This window comes from Acinetobacter sp. NIPH1876, from assembly GCF_022808535.1.
Lineage (GTDB): Bacteria > Pseudomonadota > Gammaproteobacteria > Pseudomonadales > Moraxellaceae > Acinetobacter > Acinetobacter higginsii.
In genome coordinates, this window is sequence record NZ_JALGBR010000006.1 from 66,215 (window position 1) to 91,384 (window position 25,170).

Genomic DNA, 25,170 nt, shown 5'->3' on the forward strand with positions numbered 1-25,170 from the left:
CATCATGACCTCATATCAAGAATTACAAGGTTTTGCCAAAACCAATTTTAAAGCGGCGCATGTTATTCAGAGCGATGCCGAAGCCCTAGAAATTGCGACTCAACTCAGTCAACAGTTTAAACACGCGGCGGTTGAACGTGATGCCAATCGAAACTTGCCGTTTACTGAAATTGAAGCCTATAGTCAGTCAGGTTTATGGGCGATTACGGTACCTAAACAGTATGGCGGTGCAGAAGTTTCCAGCCTAACCGTAGCCAAAGTCATTGCGCTGTTTAGCGGTGCGGATGGTTCAATCGGTCAGATTCCACAAAACCATTTTTATGCATTGGAAGTATTACGCAATACTGGTACGGAAGCGCAAAAGAAACGCCTCTATCAAGAAGTATTACAAGGTGCGCGTTTTGGTAATGCGCTGGCTGAATTTAAAACCCGCACCTCTGCACATAAGCAAACCACATTGATTCCAAGCGAAAACGGTTATCTGATTCAAGGCGAAAAGTTTTATTGCACCGGCAGCCTATTCGCCCATCGTATTCCAACACTAGTGCTTGATGAAACAGGTAATGAGTTTTTGGCTTTTGTACAAAGAGACAGTCAAGGATTAGAACTGATTGATGACTGGTCTGGCTTTGGGCAACGCACCACGGGCAGCGGTACAGTCAAATTTAATCAGGTCTTTGTTACCAAAGAGGATGTGATTCCTTTTGATACTGCCTTTAAGCAGCTATCTTTGGTGGGGCCATTTGCCCAAATCATGCATGCCGCGATTGAAGTCGGGATTGCCCGTGCTGCGTTTGAAGAAACACTAGCGCGTGTGCGTGTCGCCCGCCCATGGATTGATGCCACTATTGATTCCGCTACTCAAGACCCTTTAACCCTATCTGAATTAGGTCGTGTGGCAACCGATGTCAAAGCCAGCGAATTACTCCTCAAACAAGCATCTCGCTCTGTAGATGCTGCAAAACAAGATCTCAATGCTGAGACCTTAGCCAAAGCCTCAATTGATGTGGCAAAAGTACGTGCACATAGTACGGAAACTGCATTAAAAGCCTCATCAAAATTAATTGAATTAGCTGGCAGCCGTGGCAGTCAACGTGCTGATGGGTTGGATCGTCATTGGCGTAATGCGCGTGTACATACCTTGCATGATGCTGCACGCTGGAAATATTACTTTATCGGTAACTATGTGTTGAATGGCATTCTGCCTCCACGTCGGGGGACTTTGTAATGAGTCAAACGACCGCTAAAAAAATCTTGTTAAATGCCTTTGATATGAACTGTGTCGGTCATATCAATCATGGCCTATGGACGCATCCGCGTGATCAATCACATCGCTTTAATGAGCTGAGTTATTGGACCGAATTAGCACAGACCTTAGAACAAGGTTTGTTTGATGGTTTATTCCTAGCCGATATTACAGGTGTTTATGATGTCTATCAAAATGGGATTGAGCTGACTTTAAAAGAATCGATTCAGCTGCCAAGCCATGATCCTTCTACCCTAATTTCGGCGATGGCTTTGGTCACGCAGAATTTGAGTTTTGGTGTGACCGTCAATCTCAGTTATGAGCAGCCCTATCAATTTGCACGGCGATTTGCCAGTCTTGATCATTTAACTCAAGGTCGTTTGGGCTGGAATATTGTCACAGGCTATCTGGATAGTGCCGAACGTTTGATTGGGCAAAAAGGTTTAAAAGATCATGATGCGCGTTACGATCAGGCCGAGGAGTTTTTACAGCTTTGCTATAAATATTGGGAAGGTTCGTGGGAAAATGATGCCTTAAAGAAAGATAAACAACAGCGCGTTTTTACTGATCCGAACAAGGTCCACTCGATCAATCATCAAGGGCAATATTACCAAAGCCAAGGTGTGTTTCAGGTAGCGCCTTCGGTTCAACGTACGCCAACACTCTTCCAAGCAGGTGCTTCACCGAAGGGACTACAGTTTGCCACGCGTCATGCCGAATGTATTTTTATTGGCGGCGATCAACCTGAAAAGATTCGTCAGCAAGTTAATAAAATACGACTACAAGCACAGCAACAAGGTCGAGATGAAGATGCGATTAAAATCTTTGTCGGCATTACCGTTGTCGTCGCGGAAACACATGAACTCGCCCAGCAAAAACTGGCTGAATATCGTCAATATGCCAGCCCTGAAGCAGGTTTAGCACATTATGCCAGTTCAGTCGGTATTGATCTTGCCAAGTTTGCAGATGATGAAGCGATTCCTTATCAAAAGAGCAACAGCATTGCTTCCGTCAATGAAAAGTTTAAAGAACAGCGCATCAGCAAAAATGACCTGAAAGCACAGCATGTTTTGGGTGGACGTTATCCCCTGATTGTAGGGAGTGGTGCTGAAGTTGCGGAATACCTGATTGAACTACTCGATCAAACTGGCATTGATGGTTTTAACCTGACCCGTACGGTTGCACCTGAATCACACCATGATTTCATTCGACTGGTAATTCCTGAGTTACAGCAACGTGGACGTTATAAAACTAAATATGCGACAGGTTCACTGCGGAACAAACTGTTTGCCCAAGGCGATCTTTTAGCTGCAAGCCATCCTGCTGATCAGTTCCGATGTAGAACGCATAACAACGCAGATGACCTAAAAATAATTGAAGAAATTAGTGCTTAACATTTAAGAAAAGAATTGGAGAAATATATGGCTCAAACAGCCTCTAAAAAATGGCTTGGTATTGGCCTTGTCGTCGTTGTTGCGATTATTGCCCTATTGATTTGGAATAAACAAAGACAGAACCATAGCAGTGAACTGGTGATTGGGATCAGTCCTTCTTTTGCCCATCCATTGCAAGTTGCAGTGGATGAAGCCAAACAGCAAGGTTTGAATGTCAAATTGGTCGAGTTTTCCGACTGGAATACGCCTAACATCACTTTGAATCATGGTGATATTGATGCGAACTTTTTCCAGCATCAGCCCTTTTTGGATAATGCCATTAAAGAAACTGGCTTTAAATTAAAGTCATTTGCTGCAGGTGCGGCTTCACATGTTGGACTGTATTCAAAAAAATATAAAAGTTTTGATGAACTCCCGAATGGTGCAACTGTTGCGATTCCGAATGATCCTGTCAATCAAGGCCGTGCTCTATTACTGTTACAACAAGCCAAGTTGATTGAACTGAAAGACAGTAACAATCACCTTTCTGCACTAAAAGACATTACAGCGAATCCGAAGAATCTGAAATTTACTGAAGTTGAAGGCCCGCAAACTGCGCGTGCCATTGATGATGTTGATCTCGCTTTTGGCTATCCACATTACTTACGTTTAGCCAAGACGGCTGATCCTGAAAGTGCCTTATTGTTTGATGACAACACCAATAAACGTTATGCGATTTTATTTGTGGTGCGTGATGATTATCAGGACAAGGACAACAAACTACAGAAATTTGTCGAGATTTATCAAAACTCACCTAAAGTCAAAGCTGCATTGGATAGTGATTTCGGTCCGACTTTGTGGTTCCCAGGTTGGAAATAAGGAGAACAATCATGGTGAGTTTTGGTTCACAGGTCGATTTTTCAGTCCCGCATCTAAAAATACGTGGTTTAAATAAGTTTTATGATGTACAGGGCCAACGCTTACATGCCTTAAAAAACATTAGTATTGATATTCCCAAAGCACAGATTGTTGGGATTATCGGAAAAAGTGGCGCTGGTAAATCATCCCTACTGCGTACCTTAAATGGCTTAGAGTCGATTGATACAGGTAGTATTTTAATTCATCAGCAAAATATTGCTGAACTCAGCCATGCCGAGTTGATCAAAACTCGGCAGAAAATTGGCATGATTTTTCAGCATTTTAATTTAATGTCTGCCAAAACGGTGTGGGAAAACGTAGCTTTACCACTCCGTATTGCGGGTTATGACAAGGCTGAGATCGAACAACGCGTCACCGAGGTACTGACGCTAGTGGGATTAGAGGCAAAGCGAAATGATTACCCTGCTCAATTGTCTGGTGGACAGAAACAACGTGTTGGTATAGCACGAGCCTTGGTTTCTCAGCCCGAGATCCTGCTCTGTGATGAAGCCACCTCAGCACTGGACCCTGAAAGTACCGCTAATATTCTGTCCTTATTGAAACAGATCAATCAGGACCTTGGTTTAACCATCGTCTTGATCACCCATGAAATGCAGGTCATCCAAGAGATTTGCGATCAGGTGATTGTAATTGATCAGGGTGAAATTGTTGAAGCCGGGCAAGTCTGGTCGGTATTTTCCAATCCACAACAACAGATCACGCAGGAATTACTCAACTTTGAACAGGTGAATTTACCCTTTGAGTTGAGCCAAACCATTCTGCCTCAGAGCACGCATCAGATTTTAAAATTGAAATATGTCAGTGAATCGAAATCGGTGCATGATTTATATGAACTATTGGATGGTTTTAATAGTCCAGTTCAGGTGTATTACAGTCAAATTGATAGCATTCAGCAGCGTACCATCGGCTCATTGATCATCGGGATTCGCAATCTCGAGTTTGATCTAAACCGCTCACAATCTGAAAAACATCCAGCAATAACACAACTTGAGGTGATCGGTTATGTACAATCAACTCATTGATCTATTACTGACAGGAACCACCGATACTTTAATCATGGTCGGTGTTTCTGCGATTCTCGCTTTTTTGATTGGTCTGCCAATTGCCTTAATTTTGGTGAGTACTGCAGATTTTGGGATTTATCCTTCCAAGAAAATCAATCAGTCCTTAGGCTGGATCATTAACATCACTCGATCAGTCCCCTTCCTGATTTTGATGGTGGCTCTGATTCCATTTACCCGATGGATCGTCGGCACCAGTTACGGCGTCTTGGCTGCGATTGTCCCCTTAACCATTGCTGCTATTCCGTTCTTTGCCCGTATTGCAGAGGTCAGTCTACGTGAAGTCGATCAAGGGTTAATTGAAGCAGCACAGGCGATGGGCTGTAACCGCAAGCAGATTCTTTGGCATGTATTGCTTCCTGAAGCTTTGCCAGGAATTGTTGCAGGTTTTACCGTGACCATTGTCACCATGATCAGTTCCTCTGCCATTGCTGGTGCCATTGGTGCTGGTGGTTTGGGCGATATCGCCTATCGTTACGGCTATCAACGTTTTGATATGCAAGTCATGCTGGCGGTGATTTTAGTCCTGATTGTTTTGGTCATGTTGGTACAAACCACAGGCGATAATATTGCCAAACAGCTCGATAAACGCAAAGTTTAAGCTCGAAATAAAAATCCGCACTCGCCATGACCTGACTTTGTCATGGCTTTCATGTAAAATCAGCAGCAATTTTTAAATAACACATTTGTGAGTGGTTTCATGGGTTTTAATTGCGGTATTGTTGGTCTGCCAAACGTAGGTAAATCTACATTGTTCAATGCATTAACAAAGGCAGCGATTGCAGCTGAAAACTTTCCGTTCTGTACCATTGAACCGAATACAGGTATTGTCCCTGTTCCAGATCCACGCCTAGACAAACTTACAGCGATTGTTAAACCGCAACGTGTTATCCCGACCACGATGGAATTTGTTGATATCGCAGGTTTGGTTGCTGGTGCATCAAAAGGTGAAGGCTTGGGTAACCAATTCCTTGCCAATATCCGTGAAACAGATGCGATTGCACACGTGGTTCGTTGTTTTGAAGATGAAAACGTGATTCACGTAAATGGTAAAATTGACCCATTAGATGACATCGCAACCATCAATACTGAACTTGCACTTGCGGACCTTGATACTGTTGCAAAAGCGTTATTACGTTTAACTAAAGCGGCAAAAGGTGGCGATAAAGAAGCGCTTGCAACTAAAGCAGTGTTAGAAAAAATCCAACCTTTACTTGATGAAGGTAAACCAGCGCGTGCAGCTGACCTTTCTGATGACGAACGTAAAGCCGTTCGCGGTTTCGGTTTAATGACGCTTAAACCAACCATGTATATTGCCAACGTGGCAGAAGACGGTTTTGAAAATAACCCACATCTTGAAGCGGTAAAAAAACTTGCTGCTGAAGAGAATGCGATTGTTGTACCCCTTTGCAACCAGATCGAAGCTGAAATTTCATTATTAGAAGATGAAGACCGTGCTGAATTCTTGGAAGCGATGGGTATGGAAGAACCAGGCTTAAACGTGGTGATTCGTGCAGGTTATAGCTTACTTGGCTTACAGACTTACTTCACTGCGGGTGTACAAGAAGTTCGTGCTTGGACTGTGAAAGTTGGTGCAACTGCGCCACAAGCAGCGGGTGTGATTCATACTGACTTCGAAAAAGGCTTTATCCGTGCTGAATGTGTGGCATATGATGACTTCATTCAATATAACGGTGAAAGCGGTGCCAAAGAAGCAGGTAAATGGCGTTTAGAAGGTAAAACTTATATCGTTCAAGATGGCGATGTTTTACACTTCCGTTTTAATGTATAAATCAATGTTTTGATTTCCAAACCGCCAGTAACGATCTTATTGGCGGTTTTTTTATTTTAGCCATTGGCTTGGGGTGCAACCTGTTATTTTGTTAAATACGCGGATAAAGAAACTGACATTTTCATAACCCACTAGATAGGCAATCTGCTGTACATTCATCTCAGAGGTTAATAATAGTTTCTTGGCCTTATCCACTCTCACCTGCTGTAAATATTGATTAGGTGAAATCTGTGTCGCTAATTGAAACCGCCGTTTTAAATTTCGCTCACTAAAATTAAACTGCTTGGCCAAATCAGCAATACGATTTTCCTGAGGAAAGTTGATATCAAGCCAATCTTGCACCTGCAACACCGCTTCATCACAATGATTACGAAAATTTGGCAGTACAGGATTGAGTTCTTGTGGAGCGTGCATTAACAAATGACTGGCACAGAGTTGTGCAAAATAATCCCCTTTCTGTTGTGCCACAATGCCCAGCAAAGCATCAAACGTTCCAAGCAATGTACCTGTCGTATAAATCTGCTCACTTTGCAAATAATTTCGATTGGCAGTAAAGGAGCTTTGAGGAAACAACCGTTTTAGTTCTCTCAGAAACGCCCAATGGGTCGCAAGCAGGACATGCTGCAATTGTTGAGTAGCCGCCAAAAAATAAGCAGCTGTTGTGAGCGCGAGAATTGGTGTTTGTTGCTGTATTTGACTTGTAAGCCAGTCGACCAAGTCATTATTTTCTTCTTGGATCTGAATAAGCCGATTCCCTTCAAAACTGGGAAGAATGACTAAATCATAAGTTGTCTCCCTTCTAACTTTGTCATCGACTTCGATACTTGGACCACTGGCACTTGTTTTGGCTAAACCATCTAGACTGATCATCTCAACTTGATAGCTTTCGGCTAGACCTTGCCGGATTGATAGTAAATTAACGACATGAAAGAAATCTTTCAGCATCATCACACTCATGGCCCAACACCCATCATAGACAATAATGGCGATTTTTTTCATTTTAATGGCACGATCAGACTATCCTTATTCACGATTATAGCTATATCAGATCAATCGTTTTTTATTATTCTTTGATCAATTTAGACACTTGGCTCAACTACAATGTCACTTTTACATAGCACAGAACAAATACTTGCGATAAAGCATGCACATGTCTTTCTAAAAATATGGCAGCCACAATACACAGATAATAAAATTCCAATCCTATTACTTCATGATTCTCTGGGCAGTGTGCAACTCTGGCGGGATTTTCCAGAACAACTTGCGATCGCAACCCACCGAACCGTGATTGCCTATGATCGTTTGGGCTTTGGCAAATCTGATCCTATTCTCTCTAAGCTATCTCATCATTTTATTCAACAAGAAGCCGAAGTGATTATTGAACTTTTAAATCAACTTGAAATACCACAAGTGATTGCACTTGGTCATAGCGTCGGTGGTGGTATGGCGGTCAGCTTTGCAGCACAAAATCCTTCACGATGTACAGCAGTCATCACGCTTGCAGCACAAGCCTATGTTGAACAGGAAACACTGGATGGTATCACTGCGGCTAAAAAAAACTTTCAACAACCTGAACAACTGCAACGCCTAGAAAAATATCATGCTGAAAAAGCACAATGGGTTTTAGATGCTTGGACAGAAACATGGCTTTCTGCTGAGTTTCGAGATTGGTCATTACAATCAGATTTACAGGCAGTCTCCGCTAAAATGCTGATCATACATGGCGGGCATGATGAATATGGCAGTGTAGAACAACCCAAACGATTGGCCAAATATACCCACGCTGAAACGTATATTATCTCCCAGTGTGGACACTTCCCTCACCGAGAATATCCCGAATTAGTCATCGAAACGATTCAGAAATTTATTGCTCAACTTTAACCGTTTTCAAAAGCGTACTGATATCACTCGCTATAAGTGCTCTTTCATCCAAATAAAAAAAGCCGACTCATCCTGATATCGGCTTTTACATCAAACTGACGACTTAAGATACCGTCTGCGGCTTCATATCCATTTCAGCACGTTTGATTTGGGCTTCTTTTAAAATGCGCTGATGCAACGGCTTACGGAATCCGAGCAAGAAGATAAACTCTGCCAATACAAATAATGGCCCGATGGCTAAACCAATCACATCATCAACAAAGGCTGGTTTTTTCTTTTCAAAATAATGGCCCACAAATTGGAATACCCAACCCACCACAAAAATACCAATACTCGCACCTAGCCAACTCCACATTGGTAAAGCCGCAATTTTCACAGCCAATGGATATGCCAAGACAAATAAAATCAGCATCAAAATACCGAATAACTTATCCAGTGAAATATAATAAATACTGCTTAGAACGATAAGCAACATGGCCAAAGTGATTGAAAAGCCCGAAATTTCTACGCCAGCACGCGCTGTTAAGCACAGAATAGAAAAAACAATTAAGGGAATTCCCACAAAATGGGTCACAACATTATTTCGATCTAAGTGATAAGCCGCATATTGACTAAGTAGACGTTCCAAATTTGTCATTGTTCATTCCTCATATAATTCGTTTATGCTGTTAATCTATAAGAAATATTGCAGCGAAGTTGTCATGTAGCTGACAAATGGATTTATTTTTCTCAAAGGAACCCGTTGTGCTAGATTCGATTTATATCCAACATTTGCAGCAAAACTCATGGTTTAGCCACCTAGCCGAGCCTTTTCAAAATTTTATTATTGAACATGGCAAGAAACATATCTTCGAAAAAAATGCAGCCGTTTTTAGTGCGCAAGATCGATTTGATGGGGTTTATGGCGTATTGGAAGGCTCAATTAGCTTGGGTTATATCGACGTCAATGGCAATGAAGCGATTGCTGCAATTGCGGAACCGATCATGTGGTTTGGTGAAATTTCCCTCATCGACCAGCAACCCCGCTCACATGATGCGATTGCATTAAAGAAAAGCGTGGTGCTGCAAATACCAGCACAACCACTCAATGATTTCTTGCTGCAAAATCCGTATTACTGGTACTACTTTGCCCTGCTGACCAGTCAAAAACTACGCTATGTATTTTTAGAGCAAATTGCGATTCAAACCCAAAGCATTACCCAGCGCCTAGCACAACGCTTATTGTTTATTTTAGAGGGTTATGGCAATCGTTCCTTTATTCAGGATTTTAGTATTCAAATCTCTCAAGACCAATTGGCCAATATGTTGACGGTATCTCGACAAACTGTAAATCAAGAGCTCAACCTGTTTGAAAAGCAAGGCGTCATTCAGCTTGGTTTTAAGAAAATCGAAGTCATTGATTTAGATCGGCTTAGAAAATTGGCAACAGTCGGTCACCTAAAAACGTAAGTATAATGTCTTGTATTTTAAATGGATAAGCACAGCATTTTTTTGCAATATGCTTTTAAGCTTAAACATAAATTAAAAGATAAACTCTCACTATAAAATACTACTGATGCCCTAAAATATTTCACAAAATCAGTCTGCTTTCTTGTCTTGAACACGCATACATTAAAGCTAAGCACTATCGCTTACCCGATGCAGATGACAATCATGAGAAAAATTGCAACGATTTTAACAGCAGGCCTATTTACAGTACTCAGCGCTAGCGCATTTGCCTGCCCGAAAGGAACTCAAATCCAAGGTGGTACCGGACCAAATCACAAAGGCGGTAAATGTGTTGCAACAAGTGTGGTAAAAACCAAGAAAGAAGCAACCAAAGCAACAGATACTGCAAAGCATGACATGACGAAAATGAAAGATACTGCGAAACACGATGCGATGAAAGCAACAACAGATACGAAAAAAGTGGCCAATACCACAGCAACAAAAGCCAAACAGGAAGCAGCAAAAACGGTCAAAACCTCATAAGCGTTTGATGACTTTAACCATAAAAAAGCGAGATAAAATATCTCGCTTTTTTATTTGTATATTCTTACTTAGGTGAAGTATTGCCTAGCGCGGGATTATCAATTGCATCCTTACACTGTGCTTTATCACGCTCGTAATCAGCCTGCTTCTGAATTGATGCATTGGCATTATCTTTTACATCACGTGCCCAAGTATCCAAACTGGTCAATGCTTTACGACACAAGGCATATTTCCCTTCAGTCACGGAATCGGTCATTTTGACATTGATACGCCAATCAGTACTGAGCTGACGCAATGGTTTTCTGACTTTTTCTTCAATATCAGTCACTTGTTTATTATAAACAATCGGATCGATGTCATTGATCAACTTCCATGCTGTATTGGCATAGGTGGTGGCATCATTATTAAGTTTCGGCGCAGGTTTGATCTCGACCTTTTCTTTTGGCTCATTATTTGAGTTTCCGCAAGCAGCCAATAAATATGCACTACACAACAGGATTGCGGTTACACGAGAGTTTGGATTAGACATAGCAAATCGCCGATGAAACATTTGGACATTATGCTAGTCAATTTGGGAATAATTCTCAATGCTTGTTACTTATTTACCCAGCAGAATGCTTTTTATTCTAAGTAATTGATTTTATGATTTTGTTCAGCATACTGTCAGACTTGTCCATCTATAAAAAATTAAAACTTCAAGAAGGAAGAAATCAACAATGTCGCAAATCAAGATTTATGCCTTACAAACCACTATTGAACAGTTTAGAAATCAACTTTCTCATGCCGTACATCAAGCACTAGTTGAAAGTTTGAACTATCCTATCGAAAAGAAATTTCAGCGTTTTATTGCGCTAGCGAAAGAAGACTTTATCTATCCCAATGATCGGAGCCAGCATTATCTAATTATCGAAATTTCGATGTTTGAAGGCAGAAGCACTGAAGCCAAAAAACGTTTGATTCAAAGTATTTTCACTTATATTCAACAACAATGTGGGATTTCAGCACAAGATATTGAAATTACAATTTTTGAAACACCGAAATGCAATTGGGGAATCCGCGGTCAACATGCAGATGAATTACAACTGAATTATCAGGTAGATGTGTAAGCAGCCAAATCGCAGATGAAGTGCAATTTTCTGTCTAACAAAAAGCAGGTTTTTTGTTTCAGATTAGCTTAATTCCACAAAAAGTTCTGCTATGCTTAAACGCAAATTACTCAGGATAGGATTATTCGCATGAGCGTCACTCTTGGAACTCCACTTCAATCTTCTGCATTTAAGGTTTTACTGTTAGGTTCTGGAGAGCTAGGTAAAGAAGTTGTGATTTCTTTACAACGCTTAGGTGTCGAAGTTCATGCTGCAGATCGTTATGATCATGCACCTGCAATGCAAGTCGCACATTATGCTTATACCCTGAATATGGCCGATCCAGCCGAATTAAAACAACTGATTGAAAAGATCAAACCCAATTTAATTGTTCCTGAAATTGAAGCCATTGCTACAGAAGTTTTGGTTGAAATTGAACAAAGCCAAACTGCAACGGTGATTCCATCTGCAAAAGCAGTTAACCTCACCATGAACCGTGAAGGCATTCGTCGTTTAGCCGCTGAAGAACTCGGCCTGCCAACCTCTGCTTATCGCTTTGCCAATACCTTAGAAAGCTTCCGTGCTGCATGTGATGACATTGGCTATCCAAACTTTGTAAAACCTGTCATGTCTTCTTCAGGTAAAGGTCAATCTCGTGTGAAGAGTTTTGATGAAGTGGATGCTGCTTGGGATTATGCAATGCAAGGCGGCCGCGTCAATCAAGGCACTGTGATTATTGAATCGCAAATTGATTTTGATTTTGAAATTACCTTGCTTACCGTCCGTGCTAAAAATCCAGAAACAGGTGAAATCGAAACACATTTCTGTGATCCAATCGGACACCGCCAAGATGCGGGTGATTATGTCGAGAGCTGGCAGCCGCAACAGATGACGCCTGCTGCGCTGGAAGAAGCAAAACGCATTGCCAATAAAGTCACTGTTGCTTTAGGCGGTTGTGGTATCTTCGGTGTAGAGCTGTTTATTAAAGGCGATAAAGTTTGGTTTAGTGAAGTTTCACCTCGTCCTCATGATACCGGTCTAGTCACTTTAGCTTCACAATTCCAGAGTGAATTTGAATTGCATGCCCGTGCAATTCTCGGTCTACCTGTCAATACAGCACGTCATAGTGTGGCTGCAAGTGCAGTGATTTATGCAGGTGTTGATGCTAAAAACTTGAGTTTCACTGGCTTGAATCTTGCTTTAGCAAATCCAAACACAGACTTACGTCTATTTGGCAAACCTGAGGGCTTTAAACGTCGCCGTATGGGAGTTGCAACTGCTCGCGCTGAAACAACGGATCTTGCACGTGAATTGGCACAGCAAGCCGCAGACCAAGTGAGTGTACAAACCAACGCTTAAGATGACCTTAGGTTATTATCATCACAATTTCCCCTCTTTTTAGAGGGGCTTTGATAGAAGACCCAGCTTTATGATCAAGACCTCTCCTTTGTTGAACTACGTCACTAGTCTTCATGATATTCAGGCCATTAACCAATGGCGTACGGATGTAGAAAAGCAATTACAGGAGAGCTATGAAAATGGTCAACCTATTCGTGAAGTGATTGGAGCGCGCTCAGACTCGATTGATGAAGCCCTGATCTTTCTTTGGAATCATGCAGGCTTAGATCAAACAGAATTGGGCTTATTTGCAGTAGGCGGTTATGGTCGCCATGAAATGCTGCCCTATTCAGATACCGATATCATGATTTTGTCTGAGGATGAAATCAGTGAAGAACAAGAAAAACTGATCTCGACTTTTATTTCTTCTTTATGGGATGTCGGCAATTTCAAACCGGGGATCAGCGTTCGTACCATTCAAAACTGTGTTGAACAAGCCATTAATGATTTAACTGTTGCGACCACCTTGATTGAAGCTCGTCTCATTACTGGTAATCAGCAACTGGCAAAATGGCCACGCCGTATCGTTGCGCAAACATGGACAGATCAAACCTTCTATGATGCCAAAATGGTTGAACAAGCCAAACGTTATGCGCAACACAACAATACCGAAAGTAATTTAGAACCTGATATTAAAAATGCCCCAGGGGGTATTCGCGATATCAATCAGATTGGCTGGATTGCCAAACGTCACTTCCGCGTCAATCGTATTTATGATTTGGTGCATTTGGGTTTTATCACTGAATTTGAATTGGGTGTACTGGAAGAAGCCGAAAGCTTTTTATGGGAAATTCGTACCCATTTACACCGTTTGGCCAAACGCGATGAAAACCGTTTATTGTTCGAATATCAACGTGATATCGCTGCAAAATTTGGTTATGTGCGTGAAGAAGGTCAGCCTGTTAATTTTGCTGTTGAACAGTTTATGAAGCGCTACTATCGTACCGCGCAGCAAGTTTCAACACTGAATGAAATGCTACTCGCCTATTTCAATGAATCAGTGATTACCCCACGTCTACCTGATTATGAACGCCATATTATTGATATTAATGAACGTTTTAAAATTGTCGATGGGAAATTGGCTGTTCAACATCACAAAGTATTTTCAGAAGAACCAATTGCCATCTTAGAGTTATTCTATTTATTGGCAAATCGACCTGAAATTACCGGTATTCGTGCCCGTACCTTGCGCCTGCTGGTACTTGCGGCAAAACGGATTGATCAGCGTTTCCGCGATAATCCAGAACATCAAGCACTGTTTATGTCGATTATTCGTTCACCACATTTATATGACACCATGGTGGCAATGAAACGCTATGGTGTATTGGGCAATTACATTCCTGCTTTTGGACAGATTACAGGCTTGATGCAATATGACCTGTTCCATATTTATACCGTCGATGCGCATACTCTGTTATTGCTGCGCAATTTAAGTCGCTTTAAAGAACCTGAGTTTGCTAAAGAATTCCCAGTGGTCAGTTCTGTATTCCAGCGTATTGCCCGTCATGACATCGTGTATATGGCTGCAATTTTCCATGATATTGCCAAAGGTCGTGGTGGTGATCATAGTGAACTTGGTGCGCTGGATGCGATTGAATTCTGCCGCACCCATGGCTTTACCGAGCGTGAATGTAAGTTGGTGGCATGGCTGATTAACAATCACTTATTGATGTCTCTTACTGCACAGAAAAAAGATATTTCTGACCCTGATGAAGTCAAAGACTTTGCCGAAAAAGTCGGTGATATGGAGCATCTCGATTATCTTTATACCTTGACGGTTGCTGACATTAACGCAACCAATCCGAAACTGTGGAATACATGGCGTGCATCCTTGATGCGTCAGCTCTATACCTACGCACGTGATGTGATTCGTTCAGGCTTAGGTCGTCCAGTTGACTATCAAATGCTGATTGAAGATACCAAATTTGCTGCCAGTGAACTCCTGGTCAATGACTTCTCTCTCGCTGAAGTTGAGAAAGTCTGGCAAGAGCTGGGCGATGAATACTTCGTCAAAGAATCAGCCAATGAAATTGCTTGGCATACCCAAGCAATTTTGCAACACGGCGATAATCCAGAACCTCTGGTCCTATTGCGTGCGCATCGTAATGCTGCTGATGATGCAGTTCAGATCTTTATCTATACTCGTGATCAACCGAACTTATTTGCTACCACGGTTGCGGTACTAGATCGTATGAATCTTGATGTTCAAGATGCACGTATTATCACCGCCTCAACTTCATTCAGCTTAGACACTTATCTGGTCCTTGATCGTTTTGGTACTTTACTGACTGATCCAGATCGCGAACGCAAAGTGAAAGCCGCTTTGGTCGATGCATTGAGTCATTCGGATCAATATCCAGGGATCATGCAACGCCGTATTCCACGTCATTTGCGTCATTTTGATGTGCAAAATACTGTCGATATTGTCCTAAACCCAACGCTACAGCAGCATATGGTTGAAATCTCAACCCTCGATCATCCTGGTCTGTTGGCGCGTATTGGTGGTTTGTTCATGTTGCAAGGTTTGGATATCCATTCTGCAAGAATTGCCACACTGGGCGAACGTGCAGAAGATATTTTCTTTGTCACCAAGAAAAATGGTGTCTTGCTCACCGATGAAGAAGTGAAAACTTTTGCGGAAAGCTTAAAAGCCGCTTTAGATGAAGCATCGAATCAAATTTGTAATCCATCTTAAATTTTATTGTTTGGTAACTGTTTAAATGAACTCTAGCTTGTCGTTATTGCATCCCTATCCTTTTGAAAAGTTAAATCAACTTTTTAAAGATGTGCAACCTGCCAATTTACCGTTGATTCCTTTATCAATTGGTGAGCCTAAACATCCTGCACCAGAGTTCGTTAAACAAGCGATTATTGATAATTTTGCTCATCTATCGACCTATCCAAACAGTAAAGGTCTGCCTGAGTTGCGCCAAAGCATTGCACAGTGGCTCATCAATCGCTTCAAGTTGAATCATATTAGTGCAGAGGATCATATCCTGCCTGTTTCTGGTACACGTGAAGGTATTTTCTCTTTTGTACAAGCTTTGATTAAGCGTGAAGATGCACCGTATGTGGTGATGCCAAATCCGTTTTATCAGATTTATGAAGGTGCAGCCCTGCTTGCAGGTGCAAAACCCTATTTCATTAACTGTACTGAAGAAAATGGTTACTTAGGTGACTTTGATGCAGTTCCAGCGGAAGTCTGGGAAAAAACAGCATTACTGTTTGTGTGCACACCAGGTAATCCGACAGGAACAGTTCTATCAAAAGAACAGTTTAAAAAGTTAATTGCCCTGTCTGATCAATATGATTTTGTAATTGCATCGGATGAATGTTATTCGGAACTTTGGTTTGACCAAGCACCAATCGGCCTATTAGAAGTTTGTGCCGAAATGGGACGTGATGATTATAAAAATTGCATCGTGTTCCATTCACTTTCTAAACGTTCAAACTTACCGGGCATGCGTTCTGGTTTTGTTGCAGGTGATGCGGCTTTATTAAAACCTTATTTGCAATACCGTACTTATCACGGCGCTGCAATGCCAGTACAAAATCAATTGGCATCTATTGCAGCGTGGAATGATGAAGCACATGTTGAAGAAAACCGCCAGCAGTATCGTGCTAAGTTTGATTTATTCCAGTCTGAACTCGGTCATTTATTACCTTTACAAAAACCAGATGCGGGTTTTTATTACTGGTTAAAAGTGGATAATGATGAAACTTTTGCCAAGATGTTGATGGAAAAAGCGCATATCAAGGTTTTACCGGGTCGTTATTTGTCTCGTGATACAGAACAAGGCAATCCAGGCGAAGGTCATGTCAGAATGGCACTGGTTGCCGATTTGGCGCAGTGCGAAGAAGTTGTGAAACGACTCAAAGCCATTCTATAAATAAAAAAATCCCCGAATATTCGGGGATTTTTTTATTTATGAAAAGACTTAAGTTTTAAATTTGCCCAATAAATAGGATTGCTGCGATGAGCATCATCAATCCACCCGAAATACGGCTAACAAATTTTACTGCACGCGGTCTGCTTCTAAGCAATTTATTGGCTGCTATCCCCACAAACATATACACCACAGCACAGCTAATTAAGTGAATTAATCCCAGAAAAATAATTTGTACGGTTGGTGAAAATGCCATTTGTGGATGAATAAACGGTGGCAATAAGGCAAAAAATAACAGCAAGACTTTTGGGTTTAAGCCACTAATCCCCACTCCTTTAATCAACCATGAACCTGCTGAATCAAGCGATTGCGTGGCATCGGTCTCAGTTGAAATGGTCGCTGGATGTATAAATAGATTGATGCCCATCCATAACAAATAACAAGCACCCATGATCGTCATCACAGTAAGTAAAATCGGATAGTGTTGCACCAAAGCGCCCACACCTGCTGCCACACATAAGATCGCCATGAGATGCCCAAACACTAAACCAGTGACGGCATTTAGAATAAATTTACCTTTGATGCCTGCAAGAATGACATAAGCCCAATCGGCGCCAGGTGTTAATACGAATAAGATCGAAACGCACCAAAAAGCAAAAATCACACTAAGTTCCATAAGCAAAGCCCTTCCCACATCGACAATACGACCTTTGATCGTTTTCTTTTTCACCATTTGGTGAAGATTGTTGAGAAAGGATATGCTTTAATGGTGAAAATGTTATTCCAAATACTTCTATATCTTCAAAGCCCAAAGGGAGATTCTTCTAAATGGATCGCATTGATAAGAAAATTATTGCTGAACTACAAGCAAATGGGCGATTATCTATCACAGAACTGGCAGAAAGAATCGGTCTAAGTCTGTCGCCTTGTCATCGTCGTGTTAAAGCATTAGAAGAAAGTGGTGTGATCAAAGGTTATCATGCTGATCTAGAAGCTTCAAAAATCGGCCTTAATTTCTCAGCGATTATCTTCGTCACTTTAAAAGATGGAGATAAAAAAGCACTTTCTAGCTTTGAAGAAAAAGTCATTGAAATTGCCAATGTGATTCAGGCACAACGATTATTTGGAAATCCAGATTATTTACTGCATGTGGTTGCTAAAGACTTGGCCAGTTTCCAGAAACTCTATGATGACAGTCTGTCTGCCTTACCCAATGTCCAGCGTTTGACCTCAACCATTGTCATGAAAAATGTGGTCTCCAATCGTTTACTGCCACTCTAAAGCAGCAGTTCGCCTTTATGACAGCATAAAAGTGTGGAATTGAAGCGGTTCAAACTTTTCCTAAGCTAAAAAGTCATAAACCTAAGCGACTTTATTAATTTTTTTATCTGTCTATGGGCTATTGAGCAACTGTTGAAATCTTCGTCTATACTTAGCCATCAAAACTTGATGACTATGGAAAGATGACTTCTCAAACTCCCAAGAAAATAAAGAAAAAGGGTTGGCTCATTTTAGCAATTGCGGTTGTACTTTTAATTATTGCAGTTGTGGTTTGGCAGACTGGAACTGCTAAAAAATCAGTGAATCCTGAAAAAGCTAAAAACGCAGATACCACTGAACAAAAAGCCGCTTTAACTGTAACAATTGTTCAACCCCAACAACAAAATTGGGAACAAACCTTTACTGCTAATGGCAACATTGCGGCATGGCAAGAAGTGGTGATTGGCAGCGAACTCTCAGGCCAGCGTCTTACCCGTGTGAATGTCAATGTCGGCGATGAAGTGCGTCGTGGTCAGGTCTTAGCTGAAATTAATAGCGAAACCATCCGTGCCGATTTGGCAGCAGCCAAAGCCAGTTATGCAGAAGCTCAAGCCGTACTGACTGATGCGATTACCAACAATAAACGTATTCAGCAACTAAAAAATACAGGCGCAATTTCAGCACAAGAGTCTACTCAGTATCAAACCTCTCAAGCAACAGCTCAAGCGCGTCTAGATGCAGCCAAAGCACAAATTGAAAGTAACCAATTACGCTTAGCACAGACCCAAGTGGTTTCACCTGACAATGGTGTGATTTCAGCCCGTACAGCAACGGTTGGATCTCTTGCACAAACAGGTCAAGAGCTGTTCCGCTTGATTCGAGACCATCGTTTAGAATGGCGTGCCGAAGTGACCACATCGGATTTATACAAGCTTAAACAAGGTATGACCGCACATATTGTTTCACCTGACCCAGCCCAACCTGCTGTAACAGGTAAAGTCAGAATGATTGCACCTGTGATCGATCCACAAACCCGTTATGGCTTGGTCTATGTGGACATTCCAACTACTCAAGCTGTGCGTATGGGCATGTTTGTTAAAGGTGAATTTGATTTAGGTCAGAAACTCGCATTGACGGTTCCTCAAACAGCCCTACTGTTGCGTGATGGTTTTTCCTATGTCTTTATTGTCAATGACAAGAATCGTGTCACCCAACAGAAAGTCATTGTAGGTCGCCGTTTGGGAGATCGTGTCGAACTCTTGAATTTACCAGCGAATGTAAAAGTGGTTTCTTCAGGTACAGGTTTCTTAGCTGATGGCGATCTGGTCAGTATTGCCAAAGACATTCCAGAGACACCACTTAGCAAACAACTTGTGACCACACAGGAGAAATGACATGAATTTCTCCGCTTGGTCAATCCGAAATCCAATTCCTGGCATTCTGTTATTTATTATGCTGGGTTTGGCAGGATTGCTCTGTTTTAAATGGATGAAGATCCAACAGTTCCCTGACATTGAACTACCCATGGTCACTGTGACAGCGGCATTACCCGGAGCTGCACCACCTCAGCTTGAAACCGAAGTCGCACGTAAGATTGAAAACTCGATTGCAACTCTGCAAGGTTTGAGAAATCAGTACACTAACATTCAAGATGGTGTTGTCACTGTCACAGCGGAGTTTCAATTAGAAAAACCTCTACAAGAAGCTGTGGATGATGTGCGCAATGCCGTGTCACAAGTTCGTTCCGATCTACCTGCCGATCTACGAGATCCAATTGTCAGCAAGATCAATCTTTCAGGTTCGCCAATCCTGACTTACACCATCCAATCGCCAAAGATGGATGAAGAAGCACTGTCATGGTTTGTAGACTATGATATCGCCCGCGCGATGTTACAGGTTAAAGGCGTTGGTGCGGTTGCTCGCGTTGGTGGCGTCACACGTCAGGTTGAAGTCGAACTTGATCCTGAAAAACTATTGGCGCTGAATGCAACTGCAACCGACATTACCCGTCAACTACGTTTGATTCAGCAAGATGCTTCTGGCGGTCAAACCAAAATCGGGGGTAGTGAACAATCCATCCGCACCATTGCGACAGTAAAAACAGCTGATGAAATAGGTGCAATGGATATTGCACTTAGTGATGGTCGACATATTCGTTTGGATCAGGTTGCAACTGTTCGTGATGGTACGGCTGAACGGCGTTCCGCTGCACTCTTAAATGGTCAACCTGTGATTGGCTTTGAAATTACGCGAAGCAAAGGTGCCAGTGAGGTTGATGTAGAAAAAGGGGTTGTCGTCGCATTAGATAAACTTAAAGCCGCACATCCCGATATAAAAATCAACGAAGCCTTTAACTTTGTAAAGCCTGTTGAGGATAACTATAAAGGCTCGATGTCACTGTTATATGAAGGTGCGATATTAGCGATCTTGGTGGTGTGGCTATTTTTACGTGATTGGCGGGCCACCATCATTGCTGCAACTGCCCTGCCATTATCGATTTTACCTGCTTTAATTGGCATGTATTTCTTTGGTTTCACCCTCAATACAGTGACGCTTTTAGCCATGTCATTGGTGGTGGGTATTCTGGTCGATGATGCCATCGTTGAGATTGAAAATATCATACGGCATTTACGTATGGGGAAAACGCCCTATGAGGCGGCCATGGAAGCAGCCGATGAAATTGGTCTGGCCGTGATTGCCACCACCTTCACATTGATTGCCGTATTCCTACCCACTGCGTTTATGAGTGGTATCGCAGGTAAATTTTTCGTTCAGTTTGGTTGGACGGCGGCTCTTGCGATCTTTGCCTCACTGCTTGTTGCGCGTTTACTCACCCCAATGATGTCTGCCTATATTTTGAAACCATGGGTCGGTAAAGTTGAACAGCAAGATGAATCAACAACCGTAGAAACTGCCACTGACCAAGGTACAAGCAGTCTAGCCAAAGACCGTGCTAAAGACGGCAAAGTTATGCGTGGCTACATGCGTTTGGTGACTTGGTGTCTGAATCATCGCTGGATCACTTTAGCTGGTGCAATTGCTTTCTTTATCTGTTCAGTTATGCTAATTCCATTGCTACCTACAGGTTTTGTCCCACCACCCGATACAGGACAAACGCAAGTTCGTTTGGAGCTTACCCCGGGTTCACAGTTTGGAGATACGCTTAAGACTGCCGAATATGCACGTACGCTGATTAAAGATCATCCTGAAATTAAAAGCATCTATACCACGATTGGTGGTGGTGCTGCGGGAACTGATCCATTTGCAGGTGGTGCATCAAGTGAACCGCGCAAAGCAACGCTCACGATTCAAACCACGGAACGTTCTGATCGTAGTGCTAGCTTACAAGACATTGAAGATCAACTACGCCAACGCCTTGCACCACTTCCGGGTGCACGCATTCAGGTTGGTTTAGCGGGTAACAACAGTCAATACCAACTGGCTTTATCAGGTGATGATCCAGAGGCCTTAATGGCAACTGCACGTCGCCTTGAACGCGAATTACGTACCATCCCGAATGTAGGCAGTATCACCTCGAGTGCAGCCTTGATCCGTCCTGAGTTAGTGATTCGCCCTGATTTTGCCAAAGCGGCTGATTTAGGTGTGACCACTTACGATATTGCTGAGACTTTACGAATCGCGACCGCGGGTGATTTTGATCAAAACCTTGCGAAATTGAACTTATCTCAACGCCAAGTGCCTGTTGTAATTAAACTGCCACTGGCTGCCCGTCAAGATCAAGAACTCATGAAACGCTTGATGGTGAAAGGTAGTCGAGGTCCTGTGATGCTCGGTACCATTGCAGACGTCAATATCGAAAGTGGTCCATCACAAATTGACCGTTTCAACCGTTTACGTAACATTAACTTCAATATTGAATTGAATAATCAACCGTTGGGAGATATTGCTGCCAAAGTTGATCAACTACCGACGATGAAGAATTTACCACCTACGGTGAAGCGTACCAATATTGGTGATGCTGAAGTGATGCAGGAATTGTTCTCTAGTTTTGGTTTAGCAATGCTCACAGGTGTACTGTGTATCTACGTTGTGTTGGTGTTGTTATTTAAAGACTTTTTACAGCCAATTACCATTCTGGTGGCCTTACCTTTATCCCTCGGTGGTGCATTCGTGATGCTGCTTTTAGCAAAAAGTAGTTTCTCAATGCCAAGTTTGATTGGTCTGATTATGCTGATGGGGATTGCCAGTAAGAACTCGATTCTACTAGTCGATTACGCGATTATCGCAAGGAATGAAAAGCATTATTCACGATTCAATGCCCTACTCGATGCCTGCCATAAACGGGCACGTCCAATTATCATGACCACGCTAGCAATGGGTGCGGGGATGCTTCCAATTGCACTCGGGATTGGTACCGATCCGAGTTTCCGTGCACCAATGGCAATCTCAGTCATTGGTGGCTTGATTACCAGTACCTTCTTATCGTTATTGGTGATTCCTGTGGTATACACCTTTATCGATGATATTAATCGCAAGATCCATAGCTTTAGGAAGACACCACATCAACCTATTGAACCCACTCAATAAGCTTGCATAAAAAAGACGGTCATTTGACCGTCTTTTTATTTAATACATGATCAGTACCAGCATCAATAACAAAAAACTGAGTCCTGCTAAATAATATAAATGGCGCAGATGCCGATTTAACCACGACAGGTAAATACTTGAACCGATCAATTGAACAATAGCGAGATTCCAGATCAACACTAACCCCACCATCCAGAAACACAACAAAGTATTTTGAACAAAATTATATTGCGGATAAATCAAGATCACCAACACGCTATAGAACATCAAATTCTTCGGGTTCAACACACTGGAAAGCAATCCCGATAGAAACGCCTTCAGGTAAGCATTATTGTGCGGTTGATGAACACGTTTCTCATCAAGTTGATTGACCCTCTGTGCCGATTGAGCCAAACGGAAACATTGAATCGCCAAATATGCAAAATAAACAACACCCAACCACTTCATGAGGATGAATAATTCGGTATTCACCTGACCAATGATAAATAGACTCAAATAAATGCTGATCAATATGATGGCATTCCCAAGTGCGATGCCTGCACAGGTGAATCTTGCAGCCTTTTTCTGGCTCTGTATCAAGGTCTTTAAAATTAAAAAGAAGTCTGCACCAGGTGTCAGTAATGCAATAAAATGCGTGATGGCGATGGTTAGAAAAAGCTCCATAGATGCTCTCCAAGTGAATCGGAGTCAGCTTAGAAAAGTGCGGTGCTTTGTTCTTGTATAAAATTGCGTGGGCTAAGATTTTTTATAATATTGATTGGGTGTTATGCCAGTATATTGCTTAAAAACACGATGAAAATGACTTTGATCGCTAAAATCGAGTTCATATGCCAATCTTGCTAAATCACGATCAGGTTCTCTTAAACGCTGCCGAGCTTGGTTGACCTTATAGTTCAACTGATAAGCATGTGGGGTTAATCCAAAGTAATGTTTAAATAATCGTATTAATGCATAACGACTCATGTTCATCTTTTCGGAAAGCTCTCGCAGAGACAGATTCTCAATATTGTCTTTAAGGCATTCCAATAAGTCTGGAAGATACTGCTGAAAATAATGAGAGGAATGTATCTTTTCCCAATGAAAACTCGGTATTAGAATCTCTGTTAAGGTTTGAATTAAATACTGTTCTTTTTCGAGTACTGAAATTTGCTCGTTAAATAGTAGCCGATTCAAAACTGTAAATGCGTCGTAGGCTTTTACATCATGAGCAATGGTTGGTCTTAACTGAGGGAGATATATTGTTTGTCTGTCAGTTTCTAAAGCAATATCTTGGTGCAGTTCTTCAATCAAGGTGATTAACCAAGCAGCATCCAAATGCATCATCTGGTAACTCCATGCCTGATCAGGTAAAGGATTACAAGAATGTTCTACGTGCGCAGGAATAACCACCAAAGCCCCTGCCTGAATGACTTGCTCTTGTGCAAAAGTACTTGAAAAGCGGCTCTGTCCAATATCAACAGCACCAATTGAAAAGGTCGGATGGCTGTGGGATTTATAGCAAATTCGACTTTGACATGCCCTACGCGTTTCAACATAAGGCATGTCTGGATCACTCCAGAATTCAACAGTTGAGTCCAAAAGAATTCAAACCTCAACCAAAAACTTTGCTCATTTATTTCTTCGCCAATGCTTTTTCGATATCAGCTTCCAAAGCCTCTGGCTTAGTTGTTGGCGCATAACGCTCTAAAACCTCACCATTACGCCCCACCAAGAACTTAGTAAAGTTCCATTTGATATTTCGGCTCCCCAAAAGACCTTTTGCCTCACGAGTCAAATAACGAAAAATCACATGTGCTTCAGGTCCTTTCACATCCACCTTGGCAAACATGGGAAAACTGACCCCATAATTACGCTGGCAATATGCGCCAATTTCCTTATTTGTCCCTGGATCTTGTCCTCCAAATTGATTGCATGGAAATCCTAAAACTTCTAAGCCTTGAGCATTATATTTTTCATAAAGTTTCTCAAGTCCCGCAAACTGCGGAGTAAAACCACACTTACTTGCAGTGTTTACAATCAGCATGACCTTGCCTTTATAATCAGCGAGCGCTTTTGTTTCTCCCTCTAACAATTCAGCTTCAAACTGATAAATGTTACTCATGGATACGTTTCCTCGTCGTTCTTTTCTTCTGTTTTAAGTTGTAATGATGCCGAATTCACACAATAACGCAGTCCTGTCGGCTGTGGACCATCCTCAAACACATGGCCCAAATGTGCATCGCAATCATGGCAGACAATTTCTGTTCTGACCATACCGTGTGATAAATCTTCATGTTCTTCGATTGCAACACTGTCAATAGGTCTAAAAAAGCTCGGCCAACCACAACCACTATCGTATTTTGTTTCTGAAGAAAACAATTCCGCACCGCAACAACGGCAAACATACGTACCATGTTGTTTATTGTTCCAATATTGTCCAGTAAATGCGGGTTCTGTGCCCTTTTGACGAGTTATGCGGTATTCTTCAGGTGATAATTCTCTTTGCCATTCCCGGTCTGTTTTATTCACTTTTCCCATAACCTGCACCTTTTATTCTGATGTTAGAACTATCTTAATGATCAGGTTTTATATTTACGCCATTCAAAAAAAAAACTCTAGTCTCAGATCGTATAATTTGGTGAAATTTAAGCAATAAAATCAACAAAAGCAAAAAGAAAGCAAATTAAATCCATATGGTAAGCAATTTTTAACAATATTATCTTTTGCGTAAGCAAATATGGTGTTATTCT

General features: G+C 41.8%; 24 protein-coding genes. 16 read left to right on the forward strand and 8 right to left on the reverse strand.

The window, feature by feature from the left end; all coding sequences use genetic code 11:
• Positions 1-4: 4 nt before the first annotated feature.
• The 6 genes from MN869_RS07600 to ychF all read left to right on the forward strand — a co-directional run bounded on the left by MN869_RS07600 (position 5) and on the right by ychF (position 6,411).
• Entirely contained in the window at positions 5-1,228 is a 1,224-nt protein-coding gene (locus MN869_RS07600) for an SfnB family sulfur acquisition oxidoreductase (protein ID WP_033133337.1), read from the forward strand.
• Positions 1,228-2,640 (forward strand): LLM class flavin-dependent oxidoreductase, encoded by a 1,413-nt coding sequence (locus MN869_RS07605; RefSeq protein ID WP_033133338.1) that lies wholly within the window; start codon positions 1,228-1,230, stop codon positions 2,638-2,640. The genes MN869_RS07600 and MN869_RS07605 overlap by 1 nt, the downstream gene beginning before the upstream one ends.
• Positions 2,641-2,667: 27 nt before the next feature.
• Entirely contained in the window at positions 2,668-3,498 is an 831-nt protein-coding gene (locus tag MN869_RS07610) for a MetQ/NlpA family ABC transporter substrate-binding protein (protein ID WP_005189398.1), read from the forward strand.
• 11 nt (positions 3,499-3,509) lie between these two features.
• The gene (locus MN869_RS07615; protein WP_033133339.1) at positions 3,510-4,580 is read left to right on the forward strand and encodes an ATP-binding cassette domain-containing protein; all 1,071 of its coding nucleotides are present in this window, start codon (positions 3,510-3,512) and stop codon (positions 4,578-4,580) included.
• Positions 4,561-5,220, forward strand: a complete 660-nt coding sequence (locus MN869_RS07620) for a methionine ABC transporter permease (protein ID WP_004962596.1) — start codon at positions 4,561-4,563, stop codon at positions 5,218-5,220. The genes MN869_RS07615 and MN869_RS07620 overlap by 20 nt, the downstream gene beginning before the upstream one ends.
• A gap of 99 nt (positions 5,221-5,319) precedes the next feature.
• Entirely contained in the window at positions 5,320-6,411 is a 1,092-nt protein-coding gene (gene ychF, locus MN869_RS07625; protein ID WP_005271118.1) for a redox-regulated ATPase YchF, read from the forward strand.
• A gap of 51 nt (positions 6,412-6,462) precedes the next feature.
• Here the strand turns inward: ychF and MN869_RS07630 are convergent, their stop codons facing one another.
• The gene (locus MN869_RS07630) at positions 6,463-7,410 is read right to left on the reverse strand and encodes a helix-turn-helix domain-containing protein (RefSeq protein WP_033133340.1); all 948 of its coding nucleotides are present in this window, start codon (positions 7,408-7,410) and stop codon (positions 6,463-6,465) included.
• A 102-nt stretch (positions 7,411-7,512) separates the two neighbouring features.
• On the opposite strand from MN869_RS07630, the gene MN869_RS07635 reads away from it, so the two are divergent.
• Entirely contained in the window at positions 7,513-8,292 is a 780-nt protein-coding gene (locus MN869_RS07635) for an alpha/beta hydrolase (protein ID WP_033133341.1), read from the forward strand.
• A gap of 103 nt (positions 8,293-8,395) precedes the next feature.
• On the opposite strand, the gene MN869_RS07640 is transcribed toward MN869_RS07635, so the two are convergent.
• The gene (locus tag MN869_RS07640) at positions 8,396-8,929 is read right to left on the reverse strand and encodes an Mpo1-like protein (protein ID WP_033133342.1); all 534 of its coding nucleotides are present in this window, start codon (positions 8,927-8,929) and stop codon (positions 8,396-8,398) included.
• 107 nt (positions 8,930-9,036) lie between these two features.
• Between MN869_RS07640 and MN869_RS07645 the strand changes: the two genes are divergently transcribed.
• Together MN869_RS07645 and MN869_RS07650 are read left to right on the forward strand one after the other, a co-directional pair.
• Entirely contained in the window at positions 9,037-9,741 is a 705-nt protein-coding gene (locus MN869_RS07645; protein ID WP_033133343.1) for a Crp/Fnr family transcriptional regulator, read from the forward strand.
• A gap of 204 nt (positions 9,742-9,945) precedes the next feature.
• Complete coding sequence (locus MN869_RS07650; RefSeq protein ID WP_033133344.1) at positions 9,946-10,263, forward strand: hypothetical protein; 318 nt, start codon at positions 9,946-9,948, stop codon at positions 10,261-10,263.
• A 64-nt stretch (positions 10,264-10,327) separates the two neighbouring features.
• Here the strand turns inward: MN869_RS07650 and MN869_RS07655 are convergent, their stop codons facing one another.
• Positions 10,328-10,792, reverse strand: a complete 465-nt coding sequence (locus tag MN869_RS07655; RefSeq protein WP_033133345.1) for a hypothetical protein — start codon at positions 10,790-10,792, stop codon at positions 10,328-10,330.
• A 187-nt stretch (positions 10,793-10,979) separates the two neighbouring features.
• On the opposite strand from MN869_RS07655, the gene MN869_RS07660 reads away from it, so the two are divergent.
• The 4 genes from MN869_RS07660 to dapC all read left to right on the forward strand — a co-directional run bounded on the left by MN869_RS07660 (position 10,980) and on the right by dapC (position 16,636).
• Entirely contained in the window at positions 10,980-11,369 is a 390-nt protein-coding gene (locus MN869_RS07660) for a tautomerase family protein (protein WP_033133346.1), read from the forward strand.
• Between the two features lie 120 nt (positions 11,370-11,489).
• A complete protein-coding gene (gene purT, locus MN869_RS07665; protein ID WP_171248652.1) occupies positions 11,490-12,707 on the forward strand; it encodes a formate-dependent phosphoribosylglycinamide formyltransferase in 1,218 nt (405 codons plus the stop codon).
• 70 nt (positions 12,708-12,777) lie between these two features.
• Positions 12,778-15,441, forward strand: a complete 2,664-nt coding sequence (glnD, locus tag MN869_RS07670; protein ID WP_005189443.1) for a [protein-PII] uridylyltransferase — start codon at positions 12,778-12,780, stop codon at positions 15,439-15,441.
• A 25-nt stretch (positions 15,442-15,466) separates the two neighbouring features.
• On the forward strand, positions 15,467-16,636 hold the full coding sequence (dapC, locus tag MN869_RS07675) for a succinyldiaminopimelate transaminase (protein WP_033133348.1): 1,170 nt from the start codon (positions 15,467-15,469) through the stop codon (positions 16,634-16,636).
• A 55-nt stretch (positions 16,637-16,691) separates the two neighbouring features.
• Here dapC and MN869_RS07680 read toward each other — a convergent pair whose 3' ends face one another.
• Positions 16,692-17,309 carry a LysE family translocator gene (locus MN869_RS07680; RefSeq protein WP_033133364.1) on the reverse strand — a complete coding sequence of 206 codons (618 nt, stop codon included), beginning with the start codon at positions 17,307-17,309 and terminating at the stop codon, positions 16,692-16,694.
• A 152-nt stretch (positions 17,310-17,461) separates the two neighbouring features.
• On the opposite strand from MN869_RS07680, the gene MN869_RS07685 reads away from it, so the two are divergent.
• The 3 genes from MN869_RS07685 to MN869_RS07695 all read left to right on the forward strand — a co-directional run bounded on the left by MN869_RS07685 (position 17,462) and on the right by MN869_RS07695 (position 22,441).
• Positions 17,462-17,914: an Lrp/AsnC family transcriptional regulator gene (locus MN869_RS07685; protein WP_004807851.1), complete on the forward strand. Its 453-nt coding sequence runs from the start codon at positions 17,462-17,464 to the stop codon at positions 17,912-17,914.
• 182 nt (positions 17,915-18,096) lie between these two features.
• Entirely contained in the window at positions 18,097-19,287 is a 1,191-nt protein-coding gene (locus MN869_RS07690; protein WP_033133349.1) for an efflux RND transporter periplasmic adaptor subunit, read from the forward strand.
• Position 19,288: 1 nt separating this feature from the next.
• Positions 19,289-22,441: an efflux RND transporter permease subunit gene (locus MN869_RS07695; protein ID WP_033133350.1), complete on the forward strand. Its 3,153-nt coding sequence runs from the start codon at positions 19,289-19,291 to the stop codon at positions 22,439-22,441.
• Between the two features lie 39 nt (positions 22,442-22,480).
• Here MN869_RS07695 and MN869_RS07700 read toward each other — a convergent pair whose 3' ends face one another.
• The 4 genes from MN869_RS07700 to msrB all read right to left on the reverse strand — a co-directional run bounded on the left by MN869_RS07700 (position 22,481) and on the right by msrB (position 24,958).
• A complete protein-coding gene (locus MN869_RS07700; RefSeq protein ID WP_033133351.1) occupies positions 22,481-23,104 on the reverse strand; it encodes a LysE family translocator in 624 nt (207 codons plus the stop codon).
• Between the two features lie 72 nt (positions 23,105-23,176).
• On the reverse strand, positions 23,177-24,025 hold the full coding sequence (locus tag MN869_RS07705) for an AraC family transcriptional regulator (protein ID WP_201772398.1): 849 nt from the start codon (positions 24,023-24,025) through the stop codon (positions 23,177-23,179).
• Between the two features lie 28 nt (positions 24,026-24,053).
• On the reverse strand, positions 24,054-24,542 hold the full coding sequence (locus tag MN869_RS07710; RefSeq protein ID WP_004653049.1) for a glutathione peroxidase: 489 nt from the start codon (positions 24,540-24,542) through the stop codon (positions 24,054-24,056).
• Complete coding sequence (msrB, locus tag MN869_RS07715) at positions 24,539-24,958, reverse strand: peptide-methionine (R)-S-oxide reductase MsrB (RefSeq protein ID WP_004653048.1); 420 nt, start codon at positions 24,956-24,958, stop codon at positions 24,539-24,541. The genes MN869_RS07710 and msrB overlap by 4 nt, the downstream gene beginning before the upstream one ends.
• Positions 24,959-25,170 lie beyond the last annotated feature (212 nt).

What these genes read in the sequence shown, in the direction of transcription:
- MN869_RS07630 (WP_033133340.1), bottom strand. Translation starts at nt 7,410, where the DNA reads ATGAAAAAAATCGCCATTATTGTCTATGATGGGTGTTGGGCCATGAGT.
- MN869_RS07690 (WP_033133349.1), top strand. Translation starts at nt 18,097, where the DNA reads ATGACTTCTCAAACTCCCAAGAAAATAAAGAAAAAGGGTTGGCTCATT.
- MN869_RS07695 (WP_033133350.1), top strand. Translation starts at nt 19,289, where the DNA reads ATGAATTTCTCCGCTTGGTCAATCCGAAATCCAATTCCTGGCATTCTG.
- glnD (WP_005189443.1), top strand. Translation starts at nt 12,778, where the DNA reads ATGATCAAGACCTCTCCTTTGTTGAACTACGTCACTAGTCTTCATGAT.
- MN869_RS07680 (WP_033133364.1), bottom strand. Translation starts at nt 17,309, where the DNA reads ATGGAACTTAGTGTGATTTTTGCTTTTTGGTGCGTTTCGATCTTATTC.
- MN869_RS07620 (WP_004962596.1), top strand. Translation starts at nt 4,561, where the DNA reads ATGTACAATCAACTCATTGATCTATTACTGACAGGAACCACCGATACT.
- MN869_RS07615 (WP_033133339.1), top strand. Translation starts at nt 3,510, where the DNA reads ATGGTGAGTTTTGGTTCACAGGTCGATTTTTCAGTCCCGCATCTAAAA.
- MN869_RS07605 (WP_033133338.1), top strand. Translation starts at nt 1,228, where the DNA reads ATGAGTCAAACGACCGCTAAAAAAATCTTGTTAAATGCCTTTGATATG.
- ychF (WP_005271118.1), top strand. Translation starts at nt 5,320, where the DNA reads ATGGGTTTTAATTGCGGTATTGTTGGTCTGCCAAACGTAGGTAAATCT.
- MN869_RS07685 (WP_004807851.1), top strand. Translation starts at nt 17,462, where the DNA reads ATGGATCGCATTGATAAGAAAATTATTGCTGAACTACAAGCAAATGGG.
- msrB (WP_004653048.1), bottom strand. Translation starts at nt 24,958, where the DNA reads ATGGGAAAAGTGAATAAAACAGACCGGGAATGGCAAAGAGAATTATCA.
- MN869_RS07610 (WP_005189398.1), top strand. Translation starts at nt 2,668, where the DNA reads ATGGCTCAAACAGCCTCTAAAAAATGGCTTGGTATTGGCCTTGTCGTC.
- MN869_RS07660 (WP_033133346.1), top strand. Translation starts at nt 10,980, where the DNA reads ATGTCGCAAATCAAGATTTATGCCTTACAAACCACTATTGAACAGTTT.
- MN869_RS07700 (WP_033133351.1), bottom strand. Translation starts at nt 23,104, where the DNA reads ATGGAGCTTTTTCTAACCATCGCCATCACGCATTTTATTGCATTACTG.
- MN869_RS07640 (WP_033133342.1), bottom strand. Translation starts at nt 8,929, where the DNA reads ATGACAAATTTGGAACGTCTACTTAGTCAATATGCGGCTTATCACTTA.
- MN869_RS07635 (WP_033133341.1), top strand. Translation starts at nt 7,513, where the DNA reads ATGTCACTTTTACATAGCACAGAACAAATACTTGCGATAAAGCATGCA.
- dapC (WP_033133348.1), top strand. Translation starts at nt 15,467, where the DNA reads ATGAACTCTAGCTTGTCGTTATTGCATCCCTATCCTTTTGAAAAGTTA.
- MN869_RS07650 (WP_033133344.1), top strand. Translation starts at nt 9,946, where the DNA reads ATGAGAAAAATTGCAACGATTTTAACAGCAGGCCTATTTACAGTACTC.
- MN869_RS07655 (WP_033133345.1), bottom strand. Translation starts at nt 10,792, where the DNA reads ATGTCTAATCCAAACTCTCGTGTAACCGCAATCCTGTTGTGTAGTGCA.
- MN869_RS07600 (WP_033133337.1), top strand. Translation starts at nt 5, where the DNA reads ATGACCTCATATCAAGAATTACAAGGTTTTGCCAAAACCAATTTTAAA.
- MN869_RS07710 (WP_004653049.1), bottom strand. Translation starts at nt 24,542, where the DNA reads ATGAGTAACATTTATCAGTTTGAAGCTGAATTGTTAGAGGGAGAAACA.